The following is a 20,920-nucleotide window of genomic DNA, read 5'->3' on the forward strand; positions in this document are numbered from 1 at the left end:
GCAGGTCAACGCATGTGATGCGGTACGTGCGGTACGTCACGCACTCGTACGGCGCGGTCCGCACGCCGCCCCCTCTTCCCACCCTGCCCCCGCTTCGGGCCTTGCTCCGCGTAGCCCCCGTGCGTCGCCCCCGCGTCACTCCACCACGTGGCGTCCCTCGGGGCGGGCGCTGCACGACGCGCGGAAGGCGCAGTGCGTGCAGTGCTGGCCGGTCGTCGGTGTGAACCGTTCGTCGAGCACCTTGCCCGCGGCCGTGGCCAGCAGGTCACCGACCCACTCCCCTTCCAGGGGCTCCTGGGCCTGCACCTTGGGCAGGGTCTCGCCGCCGTCGCGTCGGGCGGCGCCCTGACGCAGCTGGACCAGTTCGGCGCCGCCCGGTTCGGGGCGCTCCCCGTCGAACGCCTCGTCCACGGCGCCCTCGCGCACGGCCAGCTGGTAGACGGCGAGCTGGGGATGGCGGGCCACCTCCGCCGCGCTCGGCGCCTGTTTGCCGGTCTTGAAGTCGACGACATAGGCGCGGCCGTCGCCGTCCGCCTCGACGCGGTCCATCGAGCCGCGGATGCGCACCTCGTAGTCGCCCGCTTCGAGGGTGACGTCGAAGTCGTGCTCGCTGGCCACCGCGGTACGCCCGGTGCGTTCCATGACGTGCCACTTCAGGAAGCGTTCCAGCGCCACGCGCGCGTGCTGCTTCTCCTGCGCGGATTTCCACGGCGCGTCGAAGGCGAGCGCGTCCCACACCGAGTCGAGGCGTTCCATGAGGACGTCGAGGTCCGCCGGGGTGCGCCCGGAGGCGACCTCGTCGGCGAGGACGTGCACCACGTTGCCGAAGCCCTGCGCGACGGTGGCGGGCGCGTCGGCCTTCACCTCTCGGCCGAGGAACCACTGGAGGGAGCACGTGTTGGCGAGCTGGTCCAAGGCGCTTCCGGACAGCACGACGGGCTGGTCCCGGTCGCGCAGCGGCACCTTGGACTCGGTCGGCTCGAACATGCCCCACCAGCGGTAGGGGTGGGCCGAGGGCACCAGGGGGCGGCCGTCGTCGTCCGCGAGCGCGGCAAGCCGGGCCAGCCGGCGGGCGGCGGCCTCCCTGAGCGCGTCGGACACGCGCGGGTCCACGGTCGTGGCCCGCAGCTCGGCGACGAGCGCGGCCACGGACAGCGGGCGGCGCGGGCGGCCGGTGACGTCCTTGGGTTCGACTCCGAGTTCGGTCAGGAACCGGGAGGGCTGGTCGCCGTCGTCCGCGGGTGCCTTCACCGCGGTGACGACGAGCCGTTCACGCGCGCGTGTGGCGGCGACGTAGAACAGCCGGCGTTCCTCGGCGAGCAGGGCGCCCGGTGTGAGGGGTTCGGCCAGTCCGTCGCGTCCGATGCGGTCGGCCTCCAGCAGGGAGCCGCGGCGGCGCAGGTCCGGCCACAGGCCCTCCTGGACTCCCGCGACGACGACCAGACGCCACTCCAGTCCCTTCGCGCGGTGCGCGGTCATCAGGCGCACGGCGTCGGGGCGTACCGCGCGACGGGTGAGGGTGTCGGCGGCGATGTCCTCCGCCTCCAGCTCCTCCAGGAAGTTCAGGGCGCCCCGGCCGCCGGAGCGTTCCTCGGCGCGGGCTGCGGTGGCGAACAGCGCGCACACCGCGTCCAGGTCACGGTCCGCGTTGCGTCCGGCGGCGCCGCCACGCCGGGCGGCGCGCTCCAGGCGTGCGGGCCAGGGCGTGCCTTGCCACAGGTCCCACAGCGCCTCCTCGGCCGTACCGCCGCCCGCGAGGCGCTCCCGGGCGGTGCGCAGCAGCGCGCCGAGGCGCTGGGCTCCGCGCGCGTAGGCCGGGTCGTGCGCCACCAGACGCTCGGGTTCGGCGAGCGCTCGTGCCAGCAGCTCGTCCGACGGCGGCGGCAAGGGGTTGCCGGCGGCGCGTTCCTCCTCGCGCAGGGCGCGGCCGAGGCGGCGCAGATCGGCGGCGTCCATGCCCGCGAGGGGGGAGGCGAGCAGGGTGAGCGCGGTCTCGGTGCTGAGCCAGGGGACGTTGCCCTCGGGGTCTCCGGGCTCCTCGGGCTCCTCGGGCTCGTCGTACCCCTCGGACTCCAGGTGCCGCTCAGGCTCGGGCTCCCCGAGCTCCGCGGACTCACCGGGCTGCCCAGACTCCCGGAGCTCGACATGCCCTTCGGGCTCCCGGACCTCGGCATGCTCGGTGTGCTCGGCGTGCTCGGCGTGCTCGGCGTGCTCGGCAGATTCCAACCGCTGCCCGGACTCCCCGGTCTCCGCATCTCCTCCGGAGCCCGTCTCCCCCACCACGTCGTCCCGCTCCCCGCGCACGCGAGTACGCGCGTGTCCGCCGGCCCGGTCGGACTCGGCCATCGCCACGGCTCGAAGGGCCGTGAGCAGTGGAGCCACGGCGGGCTCGTGACGCAGCGGCACGTCGTCGCCGTCGATGTCGAGGGGCACACCGGCAGAGGTGAGGGCGCGGCGGACCGTCGGGATGCTGCGGGATCCGGCACGCACCAGGACCGCCATCTCGCCCCAAGGGATGCCGTCCTCCAGGTGCGCCCTGCGGAGGATGTCGGCGATGTTGTCCAGCTCGGTGCCGGGCGTCGGGTACGTCTGGACCTCGACGCGGCCCCCGTCCCGTACTGGGGCCAGCTCACGGTGGGCGCGGACTTTCTCGGCGGGCAGGCGGGTGAGCGGCATGCGCTGGGTCAGCAGCCTGGTCGCGGACAGCACGGCGGCGGCGGAGCGGCGGGAGGTCCGCAGCACCTCGACGGGTGCGGGGCGGCCGTCCGCGCGCGTGAAGGCGCGCGGGAAGTCGAGGATGCCGTTCACGTCCGCGCCCCGGAAGGCGTAGATCGACTGGTCGGGGTCGCCGAACGCGACAAGGGTGCGTCCCTGGCCGGCCAGAGCGTGCAGCAGACGCACCTGGGCGGGATCGGTGTCCTGGTACTCGTCGACGAACACGGCGTCGTACTGCTCGGTGAGCCGCCGGGCGACCTCGGGGCGGCGGGCGAGGAGCACGGCGCGGTGGACCAGTTCGGAGTAGTCGAGCACGCCCTGGAGATCGAGGACGTCGAGGTACTCGGCGAGGAAGGCGGCGGCGGCCCGCCAGTCGGGGCGGCCGATGCGCCGCGCGAAGGCGTCCAGAGCGTCGGGGTCCAGGCCCAGCTCCCGGCTCCGGGCCAGCACCGCGCGGACCTCGTCGGCGAAGCCCCGGGTGGTCAGGCAGGCGCGCAGCTCGTCCGGCCAGCGCACGTGCGCGAGGCCGAGCCGTTCCAGATCGGGCTGGCCGGCGAGCAGCTCGCGCACGGTCACGTCCTGTTCCGGTCCGGACAGCAGCCGCAGCGGTTCGACGAACAGGTCGCTGTCCTGTTGGGCGCGGACCAGGGCGTAGCAGAACGAGTGGAAGGTGGTCGCGCGGGGCGCGTTCGCCACTCCCGTGCGCAGGGCCATGCGGTCGCGCAGTTCGACGGCGGCCTTGCGGCTGAAGGTCAGCACCAGGATCCGTTCGGGGTCCGCTCCGCGCGCGATGCGGGCCGCGACGGACTCCACGAGCGTGGTGGTCTTGCCCGTGCCCGGACCCGCCAGGACGAGCAGCGGTCCCGCCTCGTGGTCAACCACGGCCCGCTGTGGTGCGTCCAGACGAGGGGGATCCATGCGGGGCGGCGGGGTTCGCACCAGTCGGTAAACGCCACGGCTCCCCTGTCGCACCTGGGGGTGCGACAGGCGCTGAGTGGAGAAAGAGGAGCTCACGTGGTTCGCCGGTCCTGGTGGGTGCGCGATCTCTCACTGCCGGCGCGAGGCGCCGTCATCGGTCGGTCGTGGTCGGGTGACGGGTGGGCCGGCCGTCCTCTGTGGAGGGCGGTGACCGCGAGGTGAGGGGGGCACGTGCGGGCGACGCTACGCCGACGAAAGGGCCGGAAGCAGGGCTTCCGCTTCTTCCCTCCCGCCTCATGCGACCCTCGTGTCCCTCGGCTCACGAACGTACGTCATGCCACGGACGTCGTCAGTTTCCCCCGTACGGATCACGCGTCACCCGCGGACGCGTCCGATGGCGGAAGCTGTCAGGTGTGAACCTCCGCGCGTTCGCCGCCGTCCCACCGCGCCCGTCTCATGTCGATGCGCGGCAGATGGCCCTCCGCGGCCCTGGCGGCGGCCTTGAGCGGTGTGCCCTCCGTGCGGTACTGAGCGAGCGCCTCCAGTTCGTGACCCGGCAGCAGGGCGCCGTCCGCGCGGACCACACGCCACCACGGAACGGCTCCCCCGTAGAGGGCCATCACCCGGCCGACCTGACGGGGCCCGCCCTCCTCCAGCCACTCGGCGACGTCGCCGTACGTCATGACACGGCCGGCCGGGATCCGTTCTGCGACGTCGAGGACGCGCTCGGCGTACTCCGGCAGGGCGTCGGCGTACTCCGCGCGGGCGTCCCCGGGAAGGCTCTCCTCGCTCATTCGTCCCATCCTGCCGCACGCCACCGACAACGTGACATGCCCGCCACTGTCCGTAGCCCTCGCCCTGGCGGGGCTCTTCGGGCAGACTGTGCGCCCCCGCATTTGCACCCTGATGCCCCCGTGTGTCGGTGGGGCATGCAACCATCGTGCGGGCGGTGACTGGTGATACGAGATCAAGAAGAGACGATGAAGCAGCAGGGTGTGCACGCCGAGGGCGCGGAGAGCACCTCTGATGCGTCAGCCTGCCCGGACACCGCCGACACGGACGAGAAGCCGGTGACGAACGCCGCCCCACCGCCCGGGAAGGGCGACAATCCCGACGCCGCCGCCCGAACGCCCGGCACAGGCCAGGACCCCGAGACCACCGCGCCGCCCGGCAAAGGCGAAAACTCCGACGACCCCGCACCGCCCGGCGGCCGGAGCGAAAGCCCGGAAGCCCAGCGAACGCCCGGCAAGGGTGAAAGCCCGGAGGCCGCCGGAGCGCCCGGCGACGGCGAAAGCCCCGAGGCCGCCCGAACGCCCGGCGACGGCGAAGGCCCCGAGGTAGCGCGAACGCCTGGCGACGACGCCGGCGAAAGCCCAGAGACCACCGCACCGCCACCGCCCGAGAAGGGCAGCGCCCCTGACACCACCCCGTCCCACGGCAAGGGCGCAGGCCCGGAGGCCACCACCCCACCCCGCGGCAACAGCGAAAGCCCCGAGCCCACCGCACCGCCCCGGAAGGGCAAAGCCCTCGACACCGACCCCGGCGACACCCACTCCGACGAGGTCGAGGGCGACGAACCGCTGCTGCCCGCGCGCGTGCACCGCCCCTCGGATCTCATGCGACTGCTGGTCGGCGTGCTCGGCGTCGTCGTCCTCATCGCCATCGCCGCCTTCGCGCACGGCACCACGTCGGGTCTCGAACAGGACATCAACAAGGGCACCGGTCAGGCACCCGACCTCCTCATCAAGATCGCGGGGCTGGCGTCCAGTATCGCCATCCTCCTGGTCCCGGTCGCGTTCGCGATCGAACGGCTGATCAAGCGGGACGGGCTGCGCATCGCCGACGGCGTGCTCGCGGCCGTCCTCGCGCACGGGGTGACCCTCGCGACCGACCTGTGGGTGGCGAGAGCCGCCCCCGACTCGATCCAGGACGCGCTCACCCAGCCCTCCCCGGGCGACATCAACGCCCTCACCGACCCGGTGCACGGCTATCTGGCGCCCGTCATCGCGTACATGACGGCCGTCGGCATGTCCCGCAGACCGCGCTGGCGGGCGGTGCTGTGGATCGTGCTGCTCCTCGACGCGTTCTCGATGCTCGTCACCGGGTACACGACACCGTTCTCGATCATCCTGACGGTGCTGATCGGCTGGTCCGTCGCCTACGGCACCCTGTACGCGGTCGGCTCGCCCAACGTCCGGCCCACCGGGCGGACTCTGATGGCAGGTCTGCGGACGGTCGGCTTCCGCCCGGTCAGCGCGTCCCGCGAGGACATCACCGACGCGGCCGACGGCGACCGCGGACGGCGCTACTTCGTCACCCTGGAGGACGGGCCACCCCTGGACGTCACGGTCGTCGACCGGGAACAGCAGGCGCAGGGCTTCTTCTACCGGGTATGGCGCAATCTGACGCTGCGCGGCTTCGCCACCCGCAGCAGTCTCCAGTCGCTGCGGCAGGCGCTGGAGCAGGAGGCGCTGCTGGCGTACGCGGCCATCGCGGCGGGCGCCAACGCGCCGAAGCTGATCGCCACCTCGGAGCTCGGCCCCGACGCCGTGATGCTCGTCTACGAGCACACCGGCGGCCAGACCCTCGACTCGCTGGCGCCCGAAGAGATCTCCGACGAGCTGCTGCACAGCACGTGGCACCAGGTGCGCGCGTTGCAGTCGCGGCGCATCGCGCACCGCAGGCTCGCGGGTGACGCCGTCCTGGTGGATCGTTCCGGCAGGGTGGTCCTCACCGATCTGCGCGGCGGTGAGATCGCGGCCGGTGACCTGTTGCTGCGCATGGACGTCGCGCAGTTGATGACGACGCTCGCCCTGCGCGTGGGTGCCGAGCGGGCGGTCTCCTCGGCGGTCGCGGTGCTCGGCCCGGACGCCGTCGCCGACTGCCTGCCCATGCTCCAGCCGATCGCGCTGACCCGCTCCACGCGCGCGACGCTACGGCGACTGGCCCGCGAGCGCGCCGACCGTGAGCGGGAGGCGGTGCTGGAGGCCTCACGGCAGGCCAAGCAGGCCCGTGCCGAAGCGGCTGGGCACGACGTCACCGGGGTGACGCTGGAGAAGGCCGGCAAGAAGTCCGAGCGCGCGCAGGCAAGAGCCGAGAAACGGGCCATCGACGAAGCGGTCGAGGAGGCTCGTGAAGACGATCTCCTCACGCAGATCCGGCACCAGGTGCTGCGGATCAGGCCGCAGGCACCGGTCGAGCCGGCCCGGCTGGAACGGATCCGGCCGCGCACCCTGATCAGCTTCATCGCCGGCGCCATCGGCGCGTACTTCCTGCTGACCCAGCTCACGCACATCGAGTTCGGGCCGCTGATCGCCAACGCCGAGTGGGGCTGGGTGATCGCTGCCGCGCTGTTCTCGGCGCTGAGTTACATCGCCGCCGCGATGAGCCTGCTGGGGTTCGTGCCGGAGCGGGTGCCGTTCCCGCGGACCGTGGCGGCCCAGGTCGCCGGGTCGTTCGTGAAGATCGTGGCGCCGGCCGCGGTGGGCGGCGTGGCGCTCAACACGCGCTTCCTCCAGCGGTCGGGCGTCCGACCCGGGCTGGCCGTGGCCAGCGTCGGCGCCTCGCAGCTGTTCGGGCTGGGCTGCCACATCCTGATGCTGCTCGCCTTCGGCTATCTGACCGGTACCGAGAAGACACCGTCCCTGTCGCCGTCCCGGACGGTCATCGCGGGTCTGCTGACGGTGGCGGTGCTGGTGCTCGTCGCGACCTCGGTCCCGTTCCTGCGGAAATTCGTCGTCACGCGTGTGCGGTCGCTTTTCGCCGGTGTCGTGCCGCGCATGCTGGACGTCCTCCAGCGGCCGCAGAAACTGATCACCGGCATCGGCGGCATGCTGCTGCTGACCGCCTGCTTCGTGATGTGTCTGGACGCCTCGATCCGCGCGTTCGGCGACGAGACGACCTCGCTCAGCATCGCAAGCGTCGCCGTGGTCTTCCTCGCCGGCAACGCGCTCGGCTCCGCCGCCCCGACGCCGGGCGGTGTGGGCGCCGTCGAAGCCACCCTGACCGTCGGTCTGATCGCCGTCGGCCTGCCGAGCGAGGTCGCCGCCCCAGCGGTGCTGCTGTTCCGCCTGTTGACCCTGTGGCTGCCGGTGCTGCCGGGCTGGCTCGCCTTCAACCATCTCAGTCGCAAGGGCGCACTGTAAGACACGGTGCGCCGCACGGCGGGCACCCTCGCGCGCGTCCTCGTGAAAAGACACCCGCACGCACGCGTCCCTCGTACGGCCCGCGCCCCGAGCGCCCGGCCCGATGCGGCCGCAGGATGGAGACATGCCGAAGCCCTCCCGCCTGAGCGCCGCAGCCCTCGCAGCCACCGCCGTGCTGCTCTCCAGCGTGCTGGCCGGATGCGGCGACGACCGCCCCGGGAACGAGGATCTGACCCGACAGAAGCTGGTGTGGCGGGACTGTCCGGCGCCCTCTCCGGCCCAGGGCGGCGGCGACGCGCCGTCACCGCTGCCGGACGGCGACGACTGGCAGTGCGCCACCATGAAGGCCCCGCTCGACTGGGACAACCCCGGGGGCGCCACCATCGACCTCGAACTGATCAGGGCGCAGGCGAGCGGCCCGGCGAACCAGCGGATCGGCTCGCTGATCTTCAACTTCGGCGGGCCCGGGGGCTCGGGTGTCACCACCCTGCCCGCGTTCGGCGCGGACTACGCGAAGCTGCGCACCCGCTACGACGTGGTCAGCTTCGACCCGCGCGGAGTCGGCCGCAGCGCCGGAGTCCGCTGCGAGAACGACCAGCAGCTCGACGCCTACTTCCAGCAGGACGCAACCCCTGACACCGCTCCCGAGCGTGCCGAGCTCGTCGAGAACGTCATGGAGTTCAACAACGCCTGCGAGAAGAACTCCAAGAAGATGCTGCCGCACGTGCGTACCACCGAGGCGGCCCGCGACATGGACCTGATGCGCCAGGTCCTCGGCGACGACAAGCTGCACTACTTCGGCATCTCGTACGGCACCGAACTCGGCGGCGTCTACGCCCACCTGTTCCCGAAGAAGGTGGGCCGTGCCGTCTTCGACGCGGTGGTCGACCCGACCCAGGACCCCGAACAGGGCTCGCTCGGACAGGCCAAAGGCTTCCAGCTCGCGCTCGACAACTTCGCCGAGAACTGCGTGTCCCAGGTGGAGGACTGCCCCATCGGGGAGACCGCCCAGGACGTCAAGAACCGCATCGCCAAGCTGCTCGCGGACCTGGACCGGGATCCGATCCCGGGCATCTTCCCCCGCGAACTGACACAGACGGCGGCGACCAGCGGCATCGCGCAGTCGCTGTACTCACAGGACTTCTGGGAGTACCTCACCGAGGGCCTGGAGCAGGCCTACGACGGCGACGGCCAGATCCTGCTGCTGCTGTCGGACTCCATGAACGGACGCAGCCAGAACGGCGAGTACAGCAACCTCGTCCCGGCCAACGTGTCCATCAACTGCGCCGACGACAAACCGCGGTACACCAGCCAGTACGTGCAGCAGAAGGTGCCCGAGTTCCGCGCCGCCTCTCCGCTGTTCGGCGACTACCTGGCCTGGGGCATGCTCAGCTGCACCGACTGGGCCGTGCCCGGCGCCGCCGAGCATCCGGACGTCAGCGCGTCCGGCGCGGCGCCGATCCTCGTCGTGGGCAACACGGGCGACCCGGCAACGCCCTACGAGGGCGCGCGCAAGATGGTCGAGGCGCTGGGCCCGGGCGTCGGCGTGGAGCTGACCTACCGGGGCCAGGGACACGGCGCGTACGACAGCAAGAACAAGTGCGTCCAGGACGCCGTGGACGGCTACCTGCTGGACGGAAGGGTGCCCAAAGCCGGAACCGTCTGCTCCGAGTCCTGAGCCGGAGTCCGGGGCCGGAATCCTGAGCCGGAACCCTCGGCCGGAGTGCCGAGCCGTGAGTCCGCAGAAACCGAAAAGCGCAGGAACTGGTGATCTCAAAACTGAAAAGTCGCAGGTCAAACGGTTATCCACAGGCTGCGACGGCTTCTGTTCGGTCGGCCTACCATGGCGGGACAGCCGTTCGCGATCGAGGTGCGGCGGCCCCGGAGGGGGGATGTGTCCATGGCACGGTTCGTACGGTGGACGGCACTGGCCGTCGCCGGCGCGCTCTTGACGGCGGGTTGCAGCGGCGGTTCGTCGGACGGCGGCGACGGGAAGGGCGGGGGCGGTACGCCGTCCGATTCGTCGGACGGATCCACGTCCGCGCTGCCCTCGTCCCTCACCGAGCAGCGACCCGACTGGGGCGACTGCAAAGCCCGCGACGACGCCCCCGCACCGGGCGACGACTACCGGTGCGCGACGCTCAAGGTGCCACTGGACTGGTCGAAACCCGAGGGCGCCACGATCGATCTGGCGCTGATCCGCGCCGGGGCCCGCGGCGACGACCGCATAGGCTCGCTGCTGTTCAACTTCGGAGGCCCCGGCCAGTCCGGTGTCTCCACACTCCCGGCCTACGCCTCCACCGTCTCGTTGCTCCACGAGCGGTACGACCTCGTGAGCTGGGATCCGCGCGGAGTGGGCGCCAGCGAGGGCATCCGCTGCCGCGACGACCGCCGGATCGAAGCCGCCGAAGCCGTGGACTCCACCCCGGACACCCCGGCCGAGGAAGAGGCGTACCTGAAGGACGCCGCCGACTTCGGCAAGGGCTGCGAGGAGTCCGCCGGAAAGCTGATGGCGCACGTGTCCACCGCGGACACCGCCCGCGACATGGATCTGATGCGGCTCGTCCTCGGCGACGACAGGCTGCACTACTTCGGCATCTCGTACGGCACCGAACTCGGCGGCGTCTACGCCCACCTGTTCCCGGAGAACGTCGGACGTCTGGTGCTGGACGCGGTCGTCGACCCCAGCGCCGACGCCGTCGGCCACGCGAGGAACCAGACCCTGGGCTTCCAGCGCGCGCTCGACGACTATCTGGAGTCGACGGGCCAGGATCCGCGGCAGGGCTCGCAAAAGATCGCCGACCTGCTGGCCCGCATCGACGCCGAGCCGCTGCCGACGTCCACCGACCGCAAGCTCACCCAGGCACTCGCGCTCACCGGCATAGTCCTGCCGCTGTACAGCAAGTCCGGCTGGCCCACCCTGACCAGTGCCCTGGCCGCCGCCGAGGACGGCGACGGCACCGCGCTCCTCGCGCTCGCCGACGGCTACAACGAGCGGGACGCCTCCGGCCGGTACAACACCACGACCCACTCACAGCGGGTCATATCGTGCCTGGACGACAAGCAGCGGCCCACGGCCGACGAGGCGAAGGGGCGGCTGGCGGAATTCGAGGAGATATCCCCGGTGTTCGGGGCCTTCCTCGGCTGGGACACGGCGGGCTGGTGCCACGACTGGCCGGTGCCGGGCCAGTTCGACAGCCCTGAGGTCAGCGCGCCGGGGGCGGCGCCGATCCTCGTCGTCGGCAACACCGGCGACCCCGCGACTCCCTACGAGGGCGCCCGCAGGATGGCGGACGAGCTGGGCAAGGGAGTGGGTGTCGTACTCACCTGGAAGGGCGACGGACACGGCGCTTACGGAAGCGGCAGCGACTGCGTCGACTCCACGGTGAACGCGTACGTGCTGAAGGGCACGGTGCCGAAGGACGGCAAGGTCTGCTCATGACGCGGACGAGGGCTCCGCACACGCAGAAGGTGTGCGAAGCCCTCACCCGAACTAGCCGGAGGCGTGGGTTTCGCCTCGCCCGTCGGCGGCCGGCCGACGGGAAGGAAGATCAGTAGACCGGCTTGTCCGGCTCGATCTGGTTGACCCAGCCGATGACTCCGCCGCCGACGTGGACGGCATCCGAGAAACCGGCGGACTTCAGGACCGCAAGGACCTCCGCACTGCGGACGCCCGTCTTGCAGTGCAAGACGATCTTCTTGTCCTGCGGAAGGTTCTCCAGGGCCGTGCCCATCAGGAACTCGTTCTTCGGGATCAGCCGGGCGCCCGGGATGGAGACGATCTCGTACTCGTTGATCTCCCGGACATCGATGATCTCGATGTTCTCGCCGTCGTCGATCCACTCCTTGAGCTGCTTGGGAGTGATCGTCGAGTCCGCGGCCGCCGCCTGGGCCTCCTCGGAGACGACGCCGCAGAAGGCCTCGTAGTCGATGAGCTCGGTGACGGTCGGGTTCTCGCCGCAGACCGCGCAGTTCGGGTCCTTGCGGACCTTGACCTGGCGGTACTGCATCTCCAGGGCGTCGTAGATCATCAGTCGGCCGACCAGCGGCTCACCCGTGCCGGTGAGGACCTTGATGGCCTCGGTGACCTGGATGGAGCCGATGGACGCGCACAGCACGCCCAGCACGCCGCCCTCGGCGCAGGAGGGGACCATGCCGGGAGGCGGGGGCTCCGGGTAGAGGCAGCGGTAGCAGGGGCCGTGCTCGGACCAGAACACGGAGGCCTGGCCGTCGAAGCGGTAGATCGAACCCCACACGTACGGCTTGTTCAGCAGCACGCACGCGTCGTTGACCAGGTAGCGGGTCGCGAAGTTGTCCGTGCCGTCGACGATCAGGTCGTACTGGCTGAAGATGTCCATCACGTTGTCGGCCTCGAGCCGCTCCTCGTGAAGGACCACGTTCACGTACGGGTTGATGCCGAGCACGCTGTCGCGTGCGGACTCCGCCTTGGAGCGGCCGATGTCGGCCTGGCTGTGGATGATCTGGCGTTGCAGGTTCGACTCGTCGACCTCGTCGAACTCCACGATGCCGAGGGTGCCGACGCCCGCCGCGGCGAGGTACATCAGGGCCGGCGAGCCCAGGCCGCCGGCGCCCACACAGAGCACCTTGGCGTTCTTCAGCCGCTTCTGCCCGTCCATCCCGACGTCCGGGATGATCAGGTGGCGGGAGTACCTGCGAACCTCGTCTACGGTGAGCTCGGAAGCCGGCTCGACCAGGGGTGGCAGCGACACGGGGACTCCGTTGGTCGGTCAATCACTTCTAGTGTTCTCCCGCTAACACTGCCACGGCCTTTTTCATTCCGAGACACCTGTTCCGATCCGCGAGACGATTTCGTCCCAGTAGCCGGGCATGCTCTCCCACGGGTCCGTGCGGCCGCCCCGGTCCGTGCGGTGCGTGCGGTCCGTGAAGTAGATCGTGGCGGCGCCCTGCCAGCGCGCGACACGCAGCGCCTCGTCGAGATGGCCGAGGGGTATGCCGTGCACGAAGTGGCAGAAGCGCTCGGGTGGATAGTCGGCGGTCCACTCCGCCGCCTGCGACCAGCGGTAGTCGCTCCACGGGCCGGAGAACGTGACCAGCTGGTCGGCGTTCTCGGCATAGCCGGGGTACGGGTGGGTGCCGTGGCCGTACACGATGTGGGCACCTTCACCGAGGGCGCGCAGGGTGGTGGTGATGCGGCGGATCTCGGGCAGGTCGTCGCGGTCGGCGGGGCAGTGGTCCAGCAGGAAGCCGTCGACCTGGTACCAGTCGAGGAACCGGCGCGCGTCCGACAGTGCCTCGTCGAAGTCGCGCCCGCCGTAGCGGGTGTCGATACGGCCGAGGACGCGGACGCCCGCGTTGCGGATCCGGCCGGCCGCCTCCAGGCAGTGCGGGTCGGGGCGGACGCCGGGGCCGTCGGCCACGTCGAGGACGACCCAGTGCAACGGCGCGCCGGGACGGGTGAGTTCCCCCCACTCAGTGGGGGCGAGAAGGGGGTGAGCGAATCCGGGGATACCGAGTCCGGTGCGTTGGACCGTGCCGGCCGTTAACGCTTTTCTCCTGGTCAGATGCGGCATGCCGCCTCCATCCAGATGTCCGCAAGGGATTCTTCGAGGTTGATCCGGGGGCGCCAGCCGAGCCGGTCACGGGCGGTGCGCACGTCGGCCTGCTGCCAGCTGCCGCAGCCGTCCGGATACGGGTACGCCATGGGTGCGGCGTGCGGTGTGTGGTCGGGGTCGGCGCGGTGACCGAGGACGTCGTGGCGCGGGTGGCCGAGTTGTTCGGGCCTGGGGTGGCCGATGGAGGGCCGGAGAGGACCGGGCGGACCGTCGAGTTCGTGCAGGGCTCCGCCGTAGCCGGCGACGCGGGCCAGGACAGCGGCGGCGTCGCGCAGCCGTACCGCGCGGCCGGAGCCGATGTTGATGACGCCCTGCGCGGCGGAGAGCGAGGCGGCGTGGACGGCGCGGGCCACGTCGCGCACGTCGACGAAGTCGCGCTGGGCGCCGAGGCCGCCGAGCTTGAGTTCGCCGTCGCCGGTCTGCATGGCGCGCCGCATGGCTTCGGCGAGGCGGCCGAGCGGCGATCCGGCGGGCGTGCCGGGGCCCGCCGGGGAGAACACACGCAGGACCACGGCGTCCAGGCCGGAGCCGAGGACCAGTTCGGTGGCGGCGAGTTTGCTGACGCCGTAGGGGCCGCCGGGGCGCGGTACGGCGTCCTCCGCCGTGGAAGAGCCCGGCTGGCTGGGGCCGTACTCGGCGGCGCAGCCGATCTGGACGAGGCGGGCGCCGCAGCCGCTGCGCCGCAGTGCCTCGCAGACGGTGGCGACGGCGACGGTGTTGTGGCGGGTGAGTTCACGTGCGCCGCCACGGGTGGAGCCCGCGCAGTTGATCACGACGCCGGGGTGGACGGCGTCAAGGAAGCGGGTGAGTGCGCCGGGGCTGCCGGACGCGAGGTCGAAGCGGACGTCGGCGTCGTCGCCGCGGCCGAGCGCGGTGAGCTGGACGGCCGGGTCGGCGAGCAGGCGGTCGGCGACGAAGCGGCCCAGGTAGCCGTTGGCTCCGATCAGCAGAACCCTCATCGGGCGGCTCCCGTGGCCAGGTCGGCGGGTCGGGAGGTAGTCATGCGGTGTTCTCCTTCGAAGGGGTGGTGCGGTTGCCTCCGACGTCCTGGCCGGGCGCCTGCGGCAAGGGGTGCGGCGGGTCTGTCGTGCGCCGTCGGCGGGGCGCTGCCCGCGCCGGGCGCGGCGGGGGTGTCCGCCGGGGTCGTGGTCGTCATGGGCCGTCCGTTCGTCCGTGCGCCGAGGCGCGGGTCAGACTGCGGCCGGCGTGCAGCAGCAGGGAGAGAGCCGCTGCTCCGCAGGCCAGAGTCGGGATGCTGCCGGGGCCCCAGGTCTCCAGGAGGGTCCGGACGGGGACGGCAAGGGCCTCGCCGTGGGGCAGGCGTCCGGCGAGAAGCGTGGCCAGGGCGGTGGCCTCGACCGTGGCGGCCGCGGTGAGGATCACGGCGGGGGCGTGGGTGAAGCCGTGGACGGTGAGGAGCCGGGCGAGGAAGAACAGGGCGCCGAGGGCGAGGGTCTGCGGGTATGCGGCGGGGGCGTCCAGGGCGGCCGAGCTGAGTGCGAGGAGAGCGGTCAGCGCGGCCAGGAAGAGGGTGAACGTACCGAGCAGCAGGGGGCGTACGGAGGCGGCGAACTCCTCCAGGCCGCGGCTCGCGGTCAGTTTGCGGCGTGACCGCGCGGCGAAGAGATGGGCGCTCCAGGCGGCGGGGGCGCAGGCCAGGGTGAGGGCGAGGAGCGGGACGACGGTGAAGGGCCAGGGGCCGTCCGCGGTGCCGGTGGGAGGGCCGTCGGGGCCGCCGGAGGCGACGGCTTGCAGCAGTCCGTCGCCGAGGACGGAGTAGGCGAGGAGCCAGCAGACCCAGGCGCCGGTGCCGCGGGCCGGGGGCGGGCCCGGTCGGGCGTCGTCGCGCCCCAGCGGGCCGCGTGACAGGGCGGCCCGCTGGGCGAGCGCCACGGCCAGTACGCCGGCGGCGGCCAGCGCCAGGCGCGCCCGGCCGTGGGTGAGGTGCACCCCGGCCAGAGCCGCGGCGCAGAGCGTGCCGGGCAGCAGCGTGCGCACGATCCAGTCCGCGCGCATACGGGGGCCTGCCGGGGCCGCGGCGCGCCGGGACGCGTCGGCGTCACGCGGTACGCGTGCGTACATCTCCTCCGCGAGGGAGAAGACGTCCCGGTGGCGGAAGCGCGCGGCGGTGCGGTCGGTGACGCCGTGCGCCTCCAGGCCGGCGGCGATCTCCAGGGGATCCACGGCCCGTTCGCAGAGTTCGCGGTGACGGTGGAGCAGGGCCTTCACGGGATCCGCGGCACCGTGCCGGGCCATGGGAGCGCCGAGGGCGTCCGGCCGGCTCGACGCGGCGGTCGCCCGCGTGGAGTCACCGTCACGCCCGGCACGCGTCCCCGCGGATCGACCGCCCTTCTCGCCGCCGCCCACCGGAACACCGGCGTCTGCGAGGGCGCCCACTTCCGCCAGAGCACCGAGGTCCAGCAGGTCACGGTGGTCCGCGGTGTCACCGACACCGACCGAACCCTGGCCCTCCCGCGAATCCCGGCCCTCCCCCGAGCCACCGACGCCCGCAGAATCACCCAGGTCCGCCGATCCACGGCCCGAGCCCGACCCCGAGCCTCCGTCGCCCGCCAATCCCCCCAGACCACCCGAACCCAAGCCCGAGCCCGAGCCCGCACCCGCACCCGCACCCCCCAAACCAACACCCTCCCCCGAGCCCTCCCAGCCCCCCGTGTCCCCCGCGCCCCCCGCCGCCTCCGCGTCGTCGCGTCTGTGCACGTCGTTCATCGGACGGCCTCCGTGGCAGGCAAGGGGAGCGTGGCGCGCACCGGCGGGCCGGCGGCCCAGCCGGGGCCGCCGCGTGCGGCGAGGTGTGTCGCCGGGTCGGTCCAGCGGCCCGGGACCCGGGCCTCGGCCGGCACCCCGAAGGGCCGCGGGTCGCCGGTTTCGTCGAGGACGACGCGGCGCACCGGACTGCGCGAGACGATCTCCAGGTAAATGCCGTGAAATGCCGCGACGTTCTGTTCCACGGTGAACAGTTCGAGGGCACGGGCGCGTGCGGCGGCGCCCAAGCGCTCACGGCGTTCCGGGTCGCGCAGCAGCGCCACGCACGCCTCCGCCAGCGCGTGCGGATTGCGCGGCGGCACCACCAGCCCCGTACCGCCGACGACCTCCACCACCGCGCCGACGTCGGTGGAGACCGTGGCCCGGCCGCAGAGCATGGCCTCGACGAGAGGGATCGGGAACCCCTCGACGACGCTGGACAGCACGGTCACCGCGCCGGAGGCGTGGGCGTCGGCCACGGTCGGGGCGTCGGGGCCGCCGACCTCCTCGAAGGAGACGGGGTTGTCGCCGACGGCGTGCGGGCCCGCCGCCTCGTCGGGGAACAACTGGGCGGCCAGGACTTGGCAGTGGGTGAGGTAGGCCGCCCCCTCGGCGCCGGCGGGCGCACCGACGATCCGCAGCCGGGTCCGCGGGGAGCCCTGTTCGGCCCGGCGCGTCTCCCGGATCTCGGCGAAGGCGTGCAGCAGGGAGACGAGGTCCTTGGTCGGTTCCACCCGGCCGACCCAGACCAGCGTGTCCGGCGCCGTGCGCTCCGGCGACTCGCCGACCTCCGCGAACGGCCCGGCGTCCATGCCCGGGTACACGGTGCGCAGCTTCGTACGGTCGGCGCCGCAGCGTTCCTGCCAGCGGCGGGCGTGGGCGTTGCCGGGCGTGATGCGGTCGGACCGCCGGTAGATCTCGGCGGCGAGCCGTCCGTGGAAGGCGGCCAGCAGGGACCGTACGGCGGGCGGGGTCTCGGCGCCCGCGGCGAGGTAGTGCGAGCGCAGTTGCACCCCGTACTCGGTGAGCAGCAGGGGTACGCCGAAGAAGTGCCGGGCCAGCAGCCCCGGCAGGGCGGCCACGCCGCCGGACGCCGCGTGGCACAGGTCGACGGAACCGAGCCCGTCGTGCTCGTACCAGTCGAGCGAGAGGGGGCGCAGGACGCGCTCCAGGTGGGCGGCGACGGCGAGCAGATCGGGTACGCGCGCCTCGTGCGCCGTGCGCGGGGCTCCCGGCGCGCGGCAGGCGCGTTCGAGGGCGCTCACGGCGGCTTCGGAGCGCAGCGCGCCGACCAGGCCGCCCTCCTCGCGGGCGAGTTCGGCCAGTCCGTACAGGGCGTTGCCGAAACGGTCCGCCTCAGCGGGCGACGACTCCGTCGAGGACTCCCCGGGGCCGCCGGCGCACAGGGTGCGGGCGAGGTCGCCGTAGCACTCGGCGAAGCGGCGGCGGGCGTGGCGGCCGTAGACCACCCCGTCCTCCTCGGCCGTCCACAGCGGTGCCGTCCGGACGCGGCTGACCTGCGGCGGCAGCGCGATCCAGCCCTCGTCCTCCTGCTGCTCGCTGCGACTGAGCGCGTAGATGTCGAACTCGTGCTGCGCGAGCCCGCGCACGAGCCGGTCGCACCACAGTCCGGCATCACCGCTCAGGTACGGATAGCCACCCTCCGTAAGCAGTCCGATGCGCACGAGTGCACCCCCGATCTCCCGTATGGGAGCCGCCGAGGCTCGGCGGCTCGCAGCGGAACGAACGTAAGCGGACATGCCGGTGGCGCGACGGACGGTTGTCCGTCGCGCCACCAAAAGGGGTGAACGGTCGTAACTTTCCCGCACGGAGCGCGTTCCGTCGCGCTAGGAGATCATCCGCGCACGGGCGGTCACGCTGCGTCCGGTCGGCTCAACTCCCCGGGTACGGCCACGGGTTGGCCTTGCAGCGGATCCCGTCGTGCTCCAGGAACTTCGTCTGCTGCTGCATGACGGGAGCGAGGTCGCCGTCCTTGTCGCAGGTCACATGGGAGTAGCCGAGGCGGTGGCCGATCTCGTGGTTGATCAGCATCTGGCGGTAGGCGTGGATCTTGTCGCCGTACGTCTCGGAGCCCTGCGCCCAGCGATAGGCGTTGATCATCACGCGTTCCGTGGAGGCGGAGTCGCACGAGACGTTGTCGATCGTGGTGTCCAGGCCGGATCTGGAGCACCAGTCGGCGGTGGTGCCGGGACTGGCGAGCGTGATCACGAAGTCGGGGCTGCCGGAGTGGATCCGCTCGAAGGTGCGGGCGCCGTCGTGGGCCCAGCTCCGGTCGTCGTTGAGCGTCTGCTGCACGGCGTCCGCGAACAGTTCGGCGTCGAGGCCGAGGCCCTTCTCGACGTCCACGCGGTAGGTGAACTTCTGGCCCCTGCCGGGCGCCTTGTCGACCCCGGCGACGGCGTCGAACTTCCCGGAGCCGTCGAGCTTCGCGCTCAGCGGGTAGGTCTTGGCCATCTTCTGGTCGTACGTCAGCGGTACGGCGCCGGGCGACGCGGAGCGCGTCGGCCGTCCGTCGCCGCGCGAGGCGGAGTCCCGGGTGTCCCGGTCCTGCTCCTGGTCCCGGTCCTGGTCGACGGCGGCCCGCGACTGCACCTCGGCGTCGTCGCTCCCGTCGGCCACCTGGCCCGCGACGACCACGGCCAGCACGGTGGTCACGGCGGCGGCCGCGATCCCGGTGAACGCGCGCCCCTTGCCGCTTCTGGCCGGAGCGGGTTCTCCGGTCGGCGGTGCGTCGTCGAGGTCGGGGGCGGGGCGGACGTCCCAGCTCGTGACGGAGGCGTACGGGTCCGGGGCGAGCGCGGCGGAGGTCTGCCCGCGGGGCGCGAAGAGGTTCTCGTTCTCCTCGAACGCGTCGACGTACTCCTGCCGCGGGCCTCGCGTCGTCCGCCGCTGCCCGGGAATGCCCGCTCCGGGCGCGACCTCGGGGCCGCCGCCCGGCCTGCCGCCCGACTCGCCCCAGCCACCGCCTCGTTCACGCTGCTCGGGGTGGCCTCCGCGCACCTGGGGGATGCCGTGCGCGGGAGTGCCGTCCGCAACCCGGGGGAACCCATGGGCGGGGGTCCCGTCCGGCAGCCGCGGGACACCGTGGGCGGGTGTCCCGTCCACGAACCGCGGCACCCCACCAGGCACCGAACCGTCCGGCAGCCGCGGCACCCCGCGTGCGGGCGTCCCGTCCGGCAGCCGAGGCACCCCGCGTGCGGGCGTCCCGTCCGGCAGCCGAGGCACCCCGGGCGCGAGTGTCCCCTCCACGAACCGCGGCACCCCGCCCGGCACCGAACCGTCCGGCAAGCGCGGCACGCCGCGCGCGGGCGTCCCGTCCGGCAAGCGCGGGAATCCGTGCGCGGGTGTGCCGTCCACGAAACGCGGTACCCCGTACCCCGCCGGTCCTTCGGCGGGTCGCGGCACCTGGCCGGTCGGCATGCCGTCGGCGGTCAGCGGTGTCCCCGGCGCGGCCGGGCCTGCGGCCCGTCTCGGGACGCCGTGTCCCGCGCCCGCTCCCCCGGTCGGTGCCTGACGGCTTCCCGACGGACCGGGGGTCCGTCGGCGAGCTCCCTTTTCCGCGGCCTCACCCTTCGGTGCCGGGCCGCGGCGGCTGTGGCGTCCCACGTCGCCCCTCAGTCTCCCGTACTCGTCGTGTCGGCCCGCTCGGTGGCCGTCCCGGAGGCAGCGCCTCCGGGCTCCGTCTCCGAGAGCAGGTCGCGGAACGCCGTCGCCACCGCCTTCGGGTACTCCATCATCGCCACGTGACCGGCGTCCGGGATCGTCAGGAGGCGGGCGTCCCGGAAGCTGCGCGCGGCCTTGTGGGCCATGCGGTGGCGCACAAGCTGGTCCCGGCCGCCGTAGACGAGGAGCGTGGGGGCGAGGACGCGTTCGGCCTGCCGCCACAGTCCGTGCTGGCCGCCCAGAGTGTACGCGTTGACGATCCCGCGTGCGGAGCGGGCCATCGCGTCCCAGAAATACGGCAGTTGGAGGCGCCGCTCCATTTCCTGGACGGCGTTGCTGAATCCGTCCGGGGTGACCTGCCCGGGGTCGCCGTAGCAGAGCGTGACCACGCCCCGGACGCGCTGCTCGGCCGTCCAGCCCGTGGTGAGCCTGCTGAACAGCGGGACCACCCCGGGCACTCCCAGCAGGGCGGTCGGTACGGCACTGCGCTGGATGAGCAGCTCGGGCAGTGCCGGCGAGACGAGGGTGAGCGTCCGGACGAGGTCGGGCCGGACGGCGGCGACGCGGGTCGTGACCGCGCCGCCGAGGGAGTTTCCGAAGAGGTGCACCGGGCCGCGGCCGGCGGCGTCGAGGTAGCGGACGACCGCACGCGCGTGCCCGTTGATCGAGTAGTCGCCGTCGTCCGGTGGCGGGGAGTCGCCGAAGCCGGGCAGGTCGATCGCCTCGCAGTCGACGTCCGCGTCGAGCAGCTGCATCAGCAGCGACCAGTTCTGCGACGAACCGCCGAGGCCGTGGACGTAGAGCGCGGGAGGCAGGCCCTCGCGCGCGGGGGGCCTCGACCGGATCTTCAGTGTGATGCCCGGCAGCTCGACCGAGCGCAGCCGCTCACCGTCCGCGACCCTGACGGGAGCCACCTTCGGGAGCACGTTGCTGGCCGGCACATAAGGCAGCTCGGTCGAAGACATGCGGGCAATGTTACGAGGTGATCACGCCGTGGCTCATGTGTTCGCCGTCACAGACGCAGGAGATCACCGTATCTGCACATTCCGCGCGAATACGCAGTGTGTGACGATTCGGACGCAGATCGCATAGCGTCCGGAT

The 20,920-nt window shown here is 72.5% G+C and carries 12 protein-coding genes; 3 read left to right on the forward strand and 9 right to left on the reverse strand.

Translation table 11 applies throughout. The annotated features are described in order from the left end of the window. Positions 1-135: 135 nt before the first annotated feature. Positions 136-3,633, reverse strand: coding sequence for an ATP-dependent helicase (locus tag DN051_RS14490; protein ID WP_425471767.1), 3,498 nt, complete (start codon positions 3,631-3,633; stop codon positions 136-138). A gap of 407 nt (positions 3,634-4,040) precedes the next feature. After that, positions 4,041-4,427: an MGMT family protein gene (locus DN051_RS14495; protein ID WP_112438847.1), complete on the reverse strand. Its 387-nt coding sequence runs from the start codon at positions 4,425-4,427 to the stop codon at positions 4,041-4,043. Positions 4,428-4,613: 186 nt separating this feature from the next. Here DN051_RS14495 and DN051_RS14500 point away from each other — a divergent pair, with 186 nt between their 5' ends. The 3 genes from DN051_RS14500 (at position 4,614) to DN051_RS14510 (ending at position 11,220) form a co-directional block, all read left to right on the forward strand. Beyond that, positions 4,614-7,778, forward strand: coding sequence for a lysylphosphatidylglycerol synthase domain-containing protein (locus DN051_RS14500; protein WP_246041016.1), 3,165 nt, complete (start codon positions 4,614-4,616; stop codon positions 7,776-7,778). A 124-nt stretch (positions 7,779-7,902) separates the two neighbouring features. Beyond that, positions 7,903-9,456 (forward strand): alpha/beta hydrolase, encoded by a 1,554-nt coding sequence (locus DN051_RS14505; protein WP_112438848.1) that lies wholly within the window; start codon positions 7,903-7,905, stop codon positions 9,454-9,456. Between the two features lie 222 nt (positions 9,457-9,678). Beyond that, positions 9,679-11,220 (forward strand): alpha/beta hydrolase, encoded by a 1,542-nt coding sequence (locus DN051_RS14510; protein ID WP_112442265.1) that lies wholly within the window; start codon positions 9,679-9,681, stop codon positions 11,218-11,220. A 109-nt stretch (positions 11,221-11,329) separates the two neighbouring features. Here the strand turns inward: DN051_RS14510 and moeZ are convergent, their stop codons facing one another. From moeZ to DN051_RS14545, 7 genes are all read right to left on the reverse strand, one after another. Then, on the reverse strand, positions 11,330-12,508 hold the full coding sequence (gene moeZ, locus DN051_RS14515) for an adenylyltransferase/sulfurtransferase MoeZ (protein WP_053763671.1): 1,179 nt from the start codon (positions 12,506-12,508) through the stop codon (positions 11,330-11,332). 63 nt (positions 12,509-12,571) lie between these two features. Beyond that, positions 12,572-13,330, reverse strand: coding sequence for a spherulation-specific family 4 protein (locus DN051_RS14520; RefSeq protein WP_112438849.1), 759 nt, complete (start codon positions 13,328-13,330; stop codon positions 12,572-12,574). Continuing rightward, positions 13,318-14,331: an NAD-dependent epimerase/dehydratase gene (locus DN051_RS14525; protein WP_112438850.1), complete on the reverse strand. Its 1,014-nt coding sequence runs from the start codon at positions 14,329-14,331 to the stop codon at positions 13,318-13,320. The genes DN051_RS14520 and DN051_RS14525 overlap by 13 nt, the downstream gene beginning before the upstream one ends. Before the next feature lie 193 nt (positions 14,332-14,524). Then, complete coding sequence (locus DN051_RS14530) at positions 14,525-15,778, reverse strand: hypothetical protein (protein WP_425471782.1); 1,254 nt, start codon at positions 15,776-15,778, stop codon at positions 14,525-14,527. A 317-nt stretch (positions 15,779-16,095) separates the two neighbouring features. After that, on the reverse strand, positions 16,096-17,820 hold the full coding sequence (locus DN051_RS14535; RefSeq protein WP_053758646.1) for a DUF3492 domain-containing protein: 1,725 nt from the start codon (positions 17,818-17,820) through the stop codon (positions 16,096-16,098). A 208-nt stretch (positions 17,821-18,028) separates the two neighbouring features. Continuing rightward, positions 18,029-19,762, reverse strand: coding sequence for a DUF3152 domain-containing protein (locus DN051_RS14540; protein ID WP_162624926.1), 1,734 nt, complete (start codon positions 19,760-19,762; stop codon positions 18,029-18,031). An 8-nt stretch (positions 19,763-19,770) separates the two neighbouring features. Next, a complete protein-coding gene (locus DN051_RS14545; RefSeq protein ID WP_112438852.1) occupies positions 19,771-20,784 on the reverse strand; it encodes an alpha/beta fold hydrolase in 1,014 nt (337 codons plus the stop codon). Between the last annotated feature and the right edge of the window lie 136 nt (positions 20,785-20,920).

It is taken from the genome of Streptomyces cadmiisoli, from assembly GCF_003261055.1.
Lineage (GTDB): Bacteria > Actinomycetota > Actinomycetes > Streptomycetales > Streptomycetaceae > Streptomyces > Streptomyces cadmiisoli.

Coding starts and splice junctions, on each gene's coding strand:
- DN051_RS14495 (WP_112438847.1), bottom strand. CDS start 4,427: ATGAGCGAGGAGAGCCTTCCCGGGGACGCCCGCGCGGAGTACGCCGAC.
- DN051_RS14525 (WP_112438850.1), bottom strand. CDS start 14,331: ATGAGGGTTCTGCTGATCGGAGCCAACGGCTACCTGGGCCGCTTCGTC.
- DN051_RS14545 (WP_112438852.1), bottom strand. CDS start 20,784: ATGTCTTCGACCGAGCTGCCTTATGTGCCGGCCAGCAACGTGCTCCCG.
- DN051_RS14505 (WP_112438848.1), top strand. CDS start 7,903: ATGCCGAAGCCCTCCCGCCTGAGCGCCGCAGCCCTCGCAGCCACCGCC.
- DN051_RS14510 (WP_112442265.1), top strand. CDS start 9,679: ATGGCACGGTTCGTACGGTGGACGGCACTGGCCGTCGCCGGCGCGCTC.
- DN051_RS14520 (WP_112438849.1), bottom strand. CDS start 13,330: ATGCCGCATCTGACCAGGAGAAAAGCGTTAACGGCCGGCACGGTCCAA.
- DN051_RS14490 (WP_425471767.1), bottom strand. CDS start 3,633: ATGGATCCCCCTCGTCTGGACGCACCACAGCGGGCCGTGGTTGACCAC.
- DN051_RS14500 (WP_246041016.1), top strand. CDS start 4,614: ATGAAGCAGCAGGGTGTGCACGCCGAGGGCGCGGAGAGCACCTCTGAT.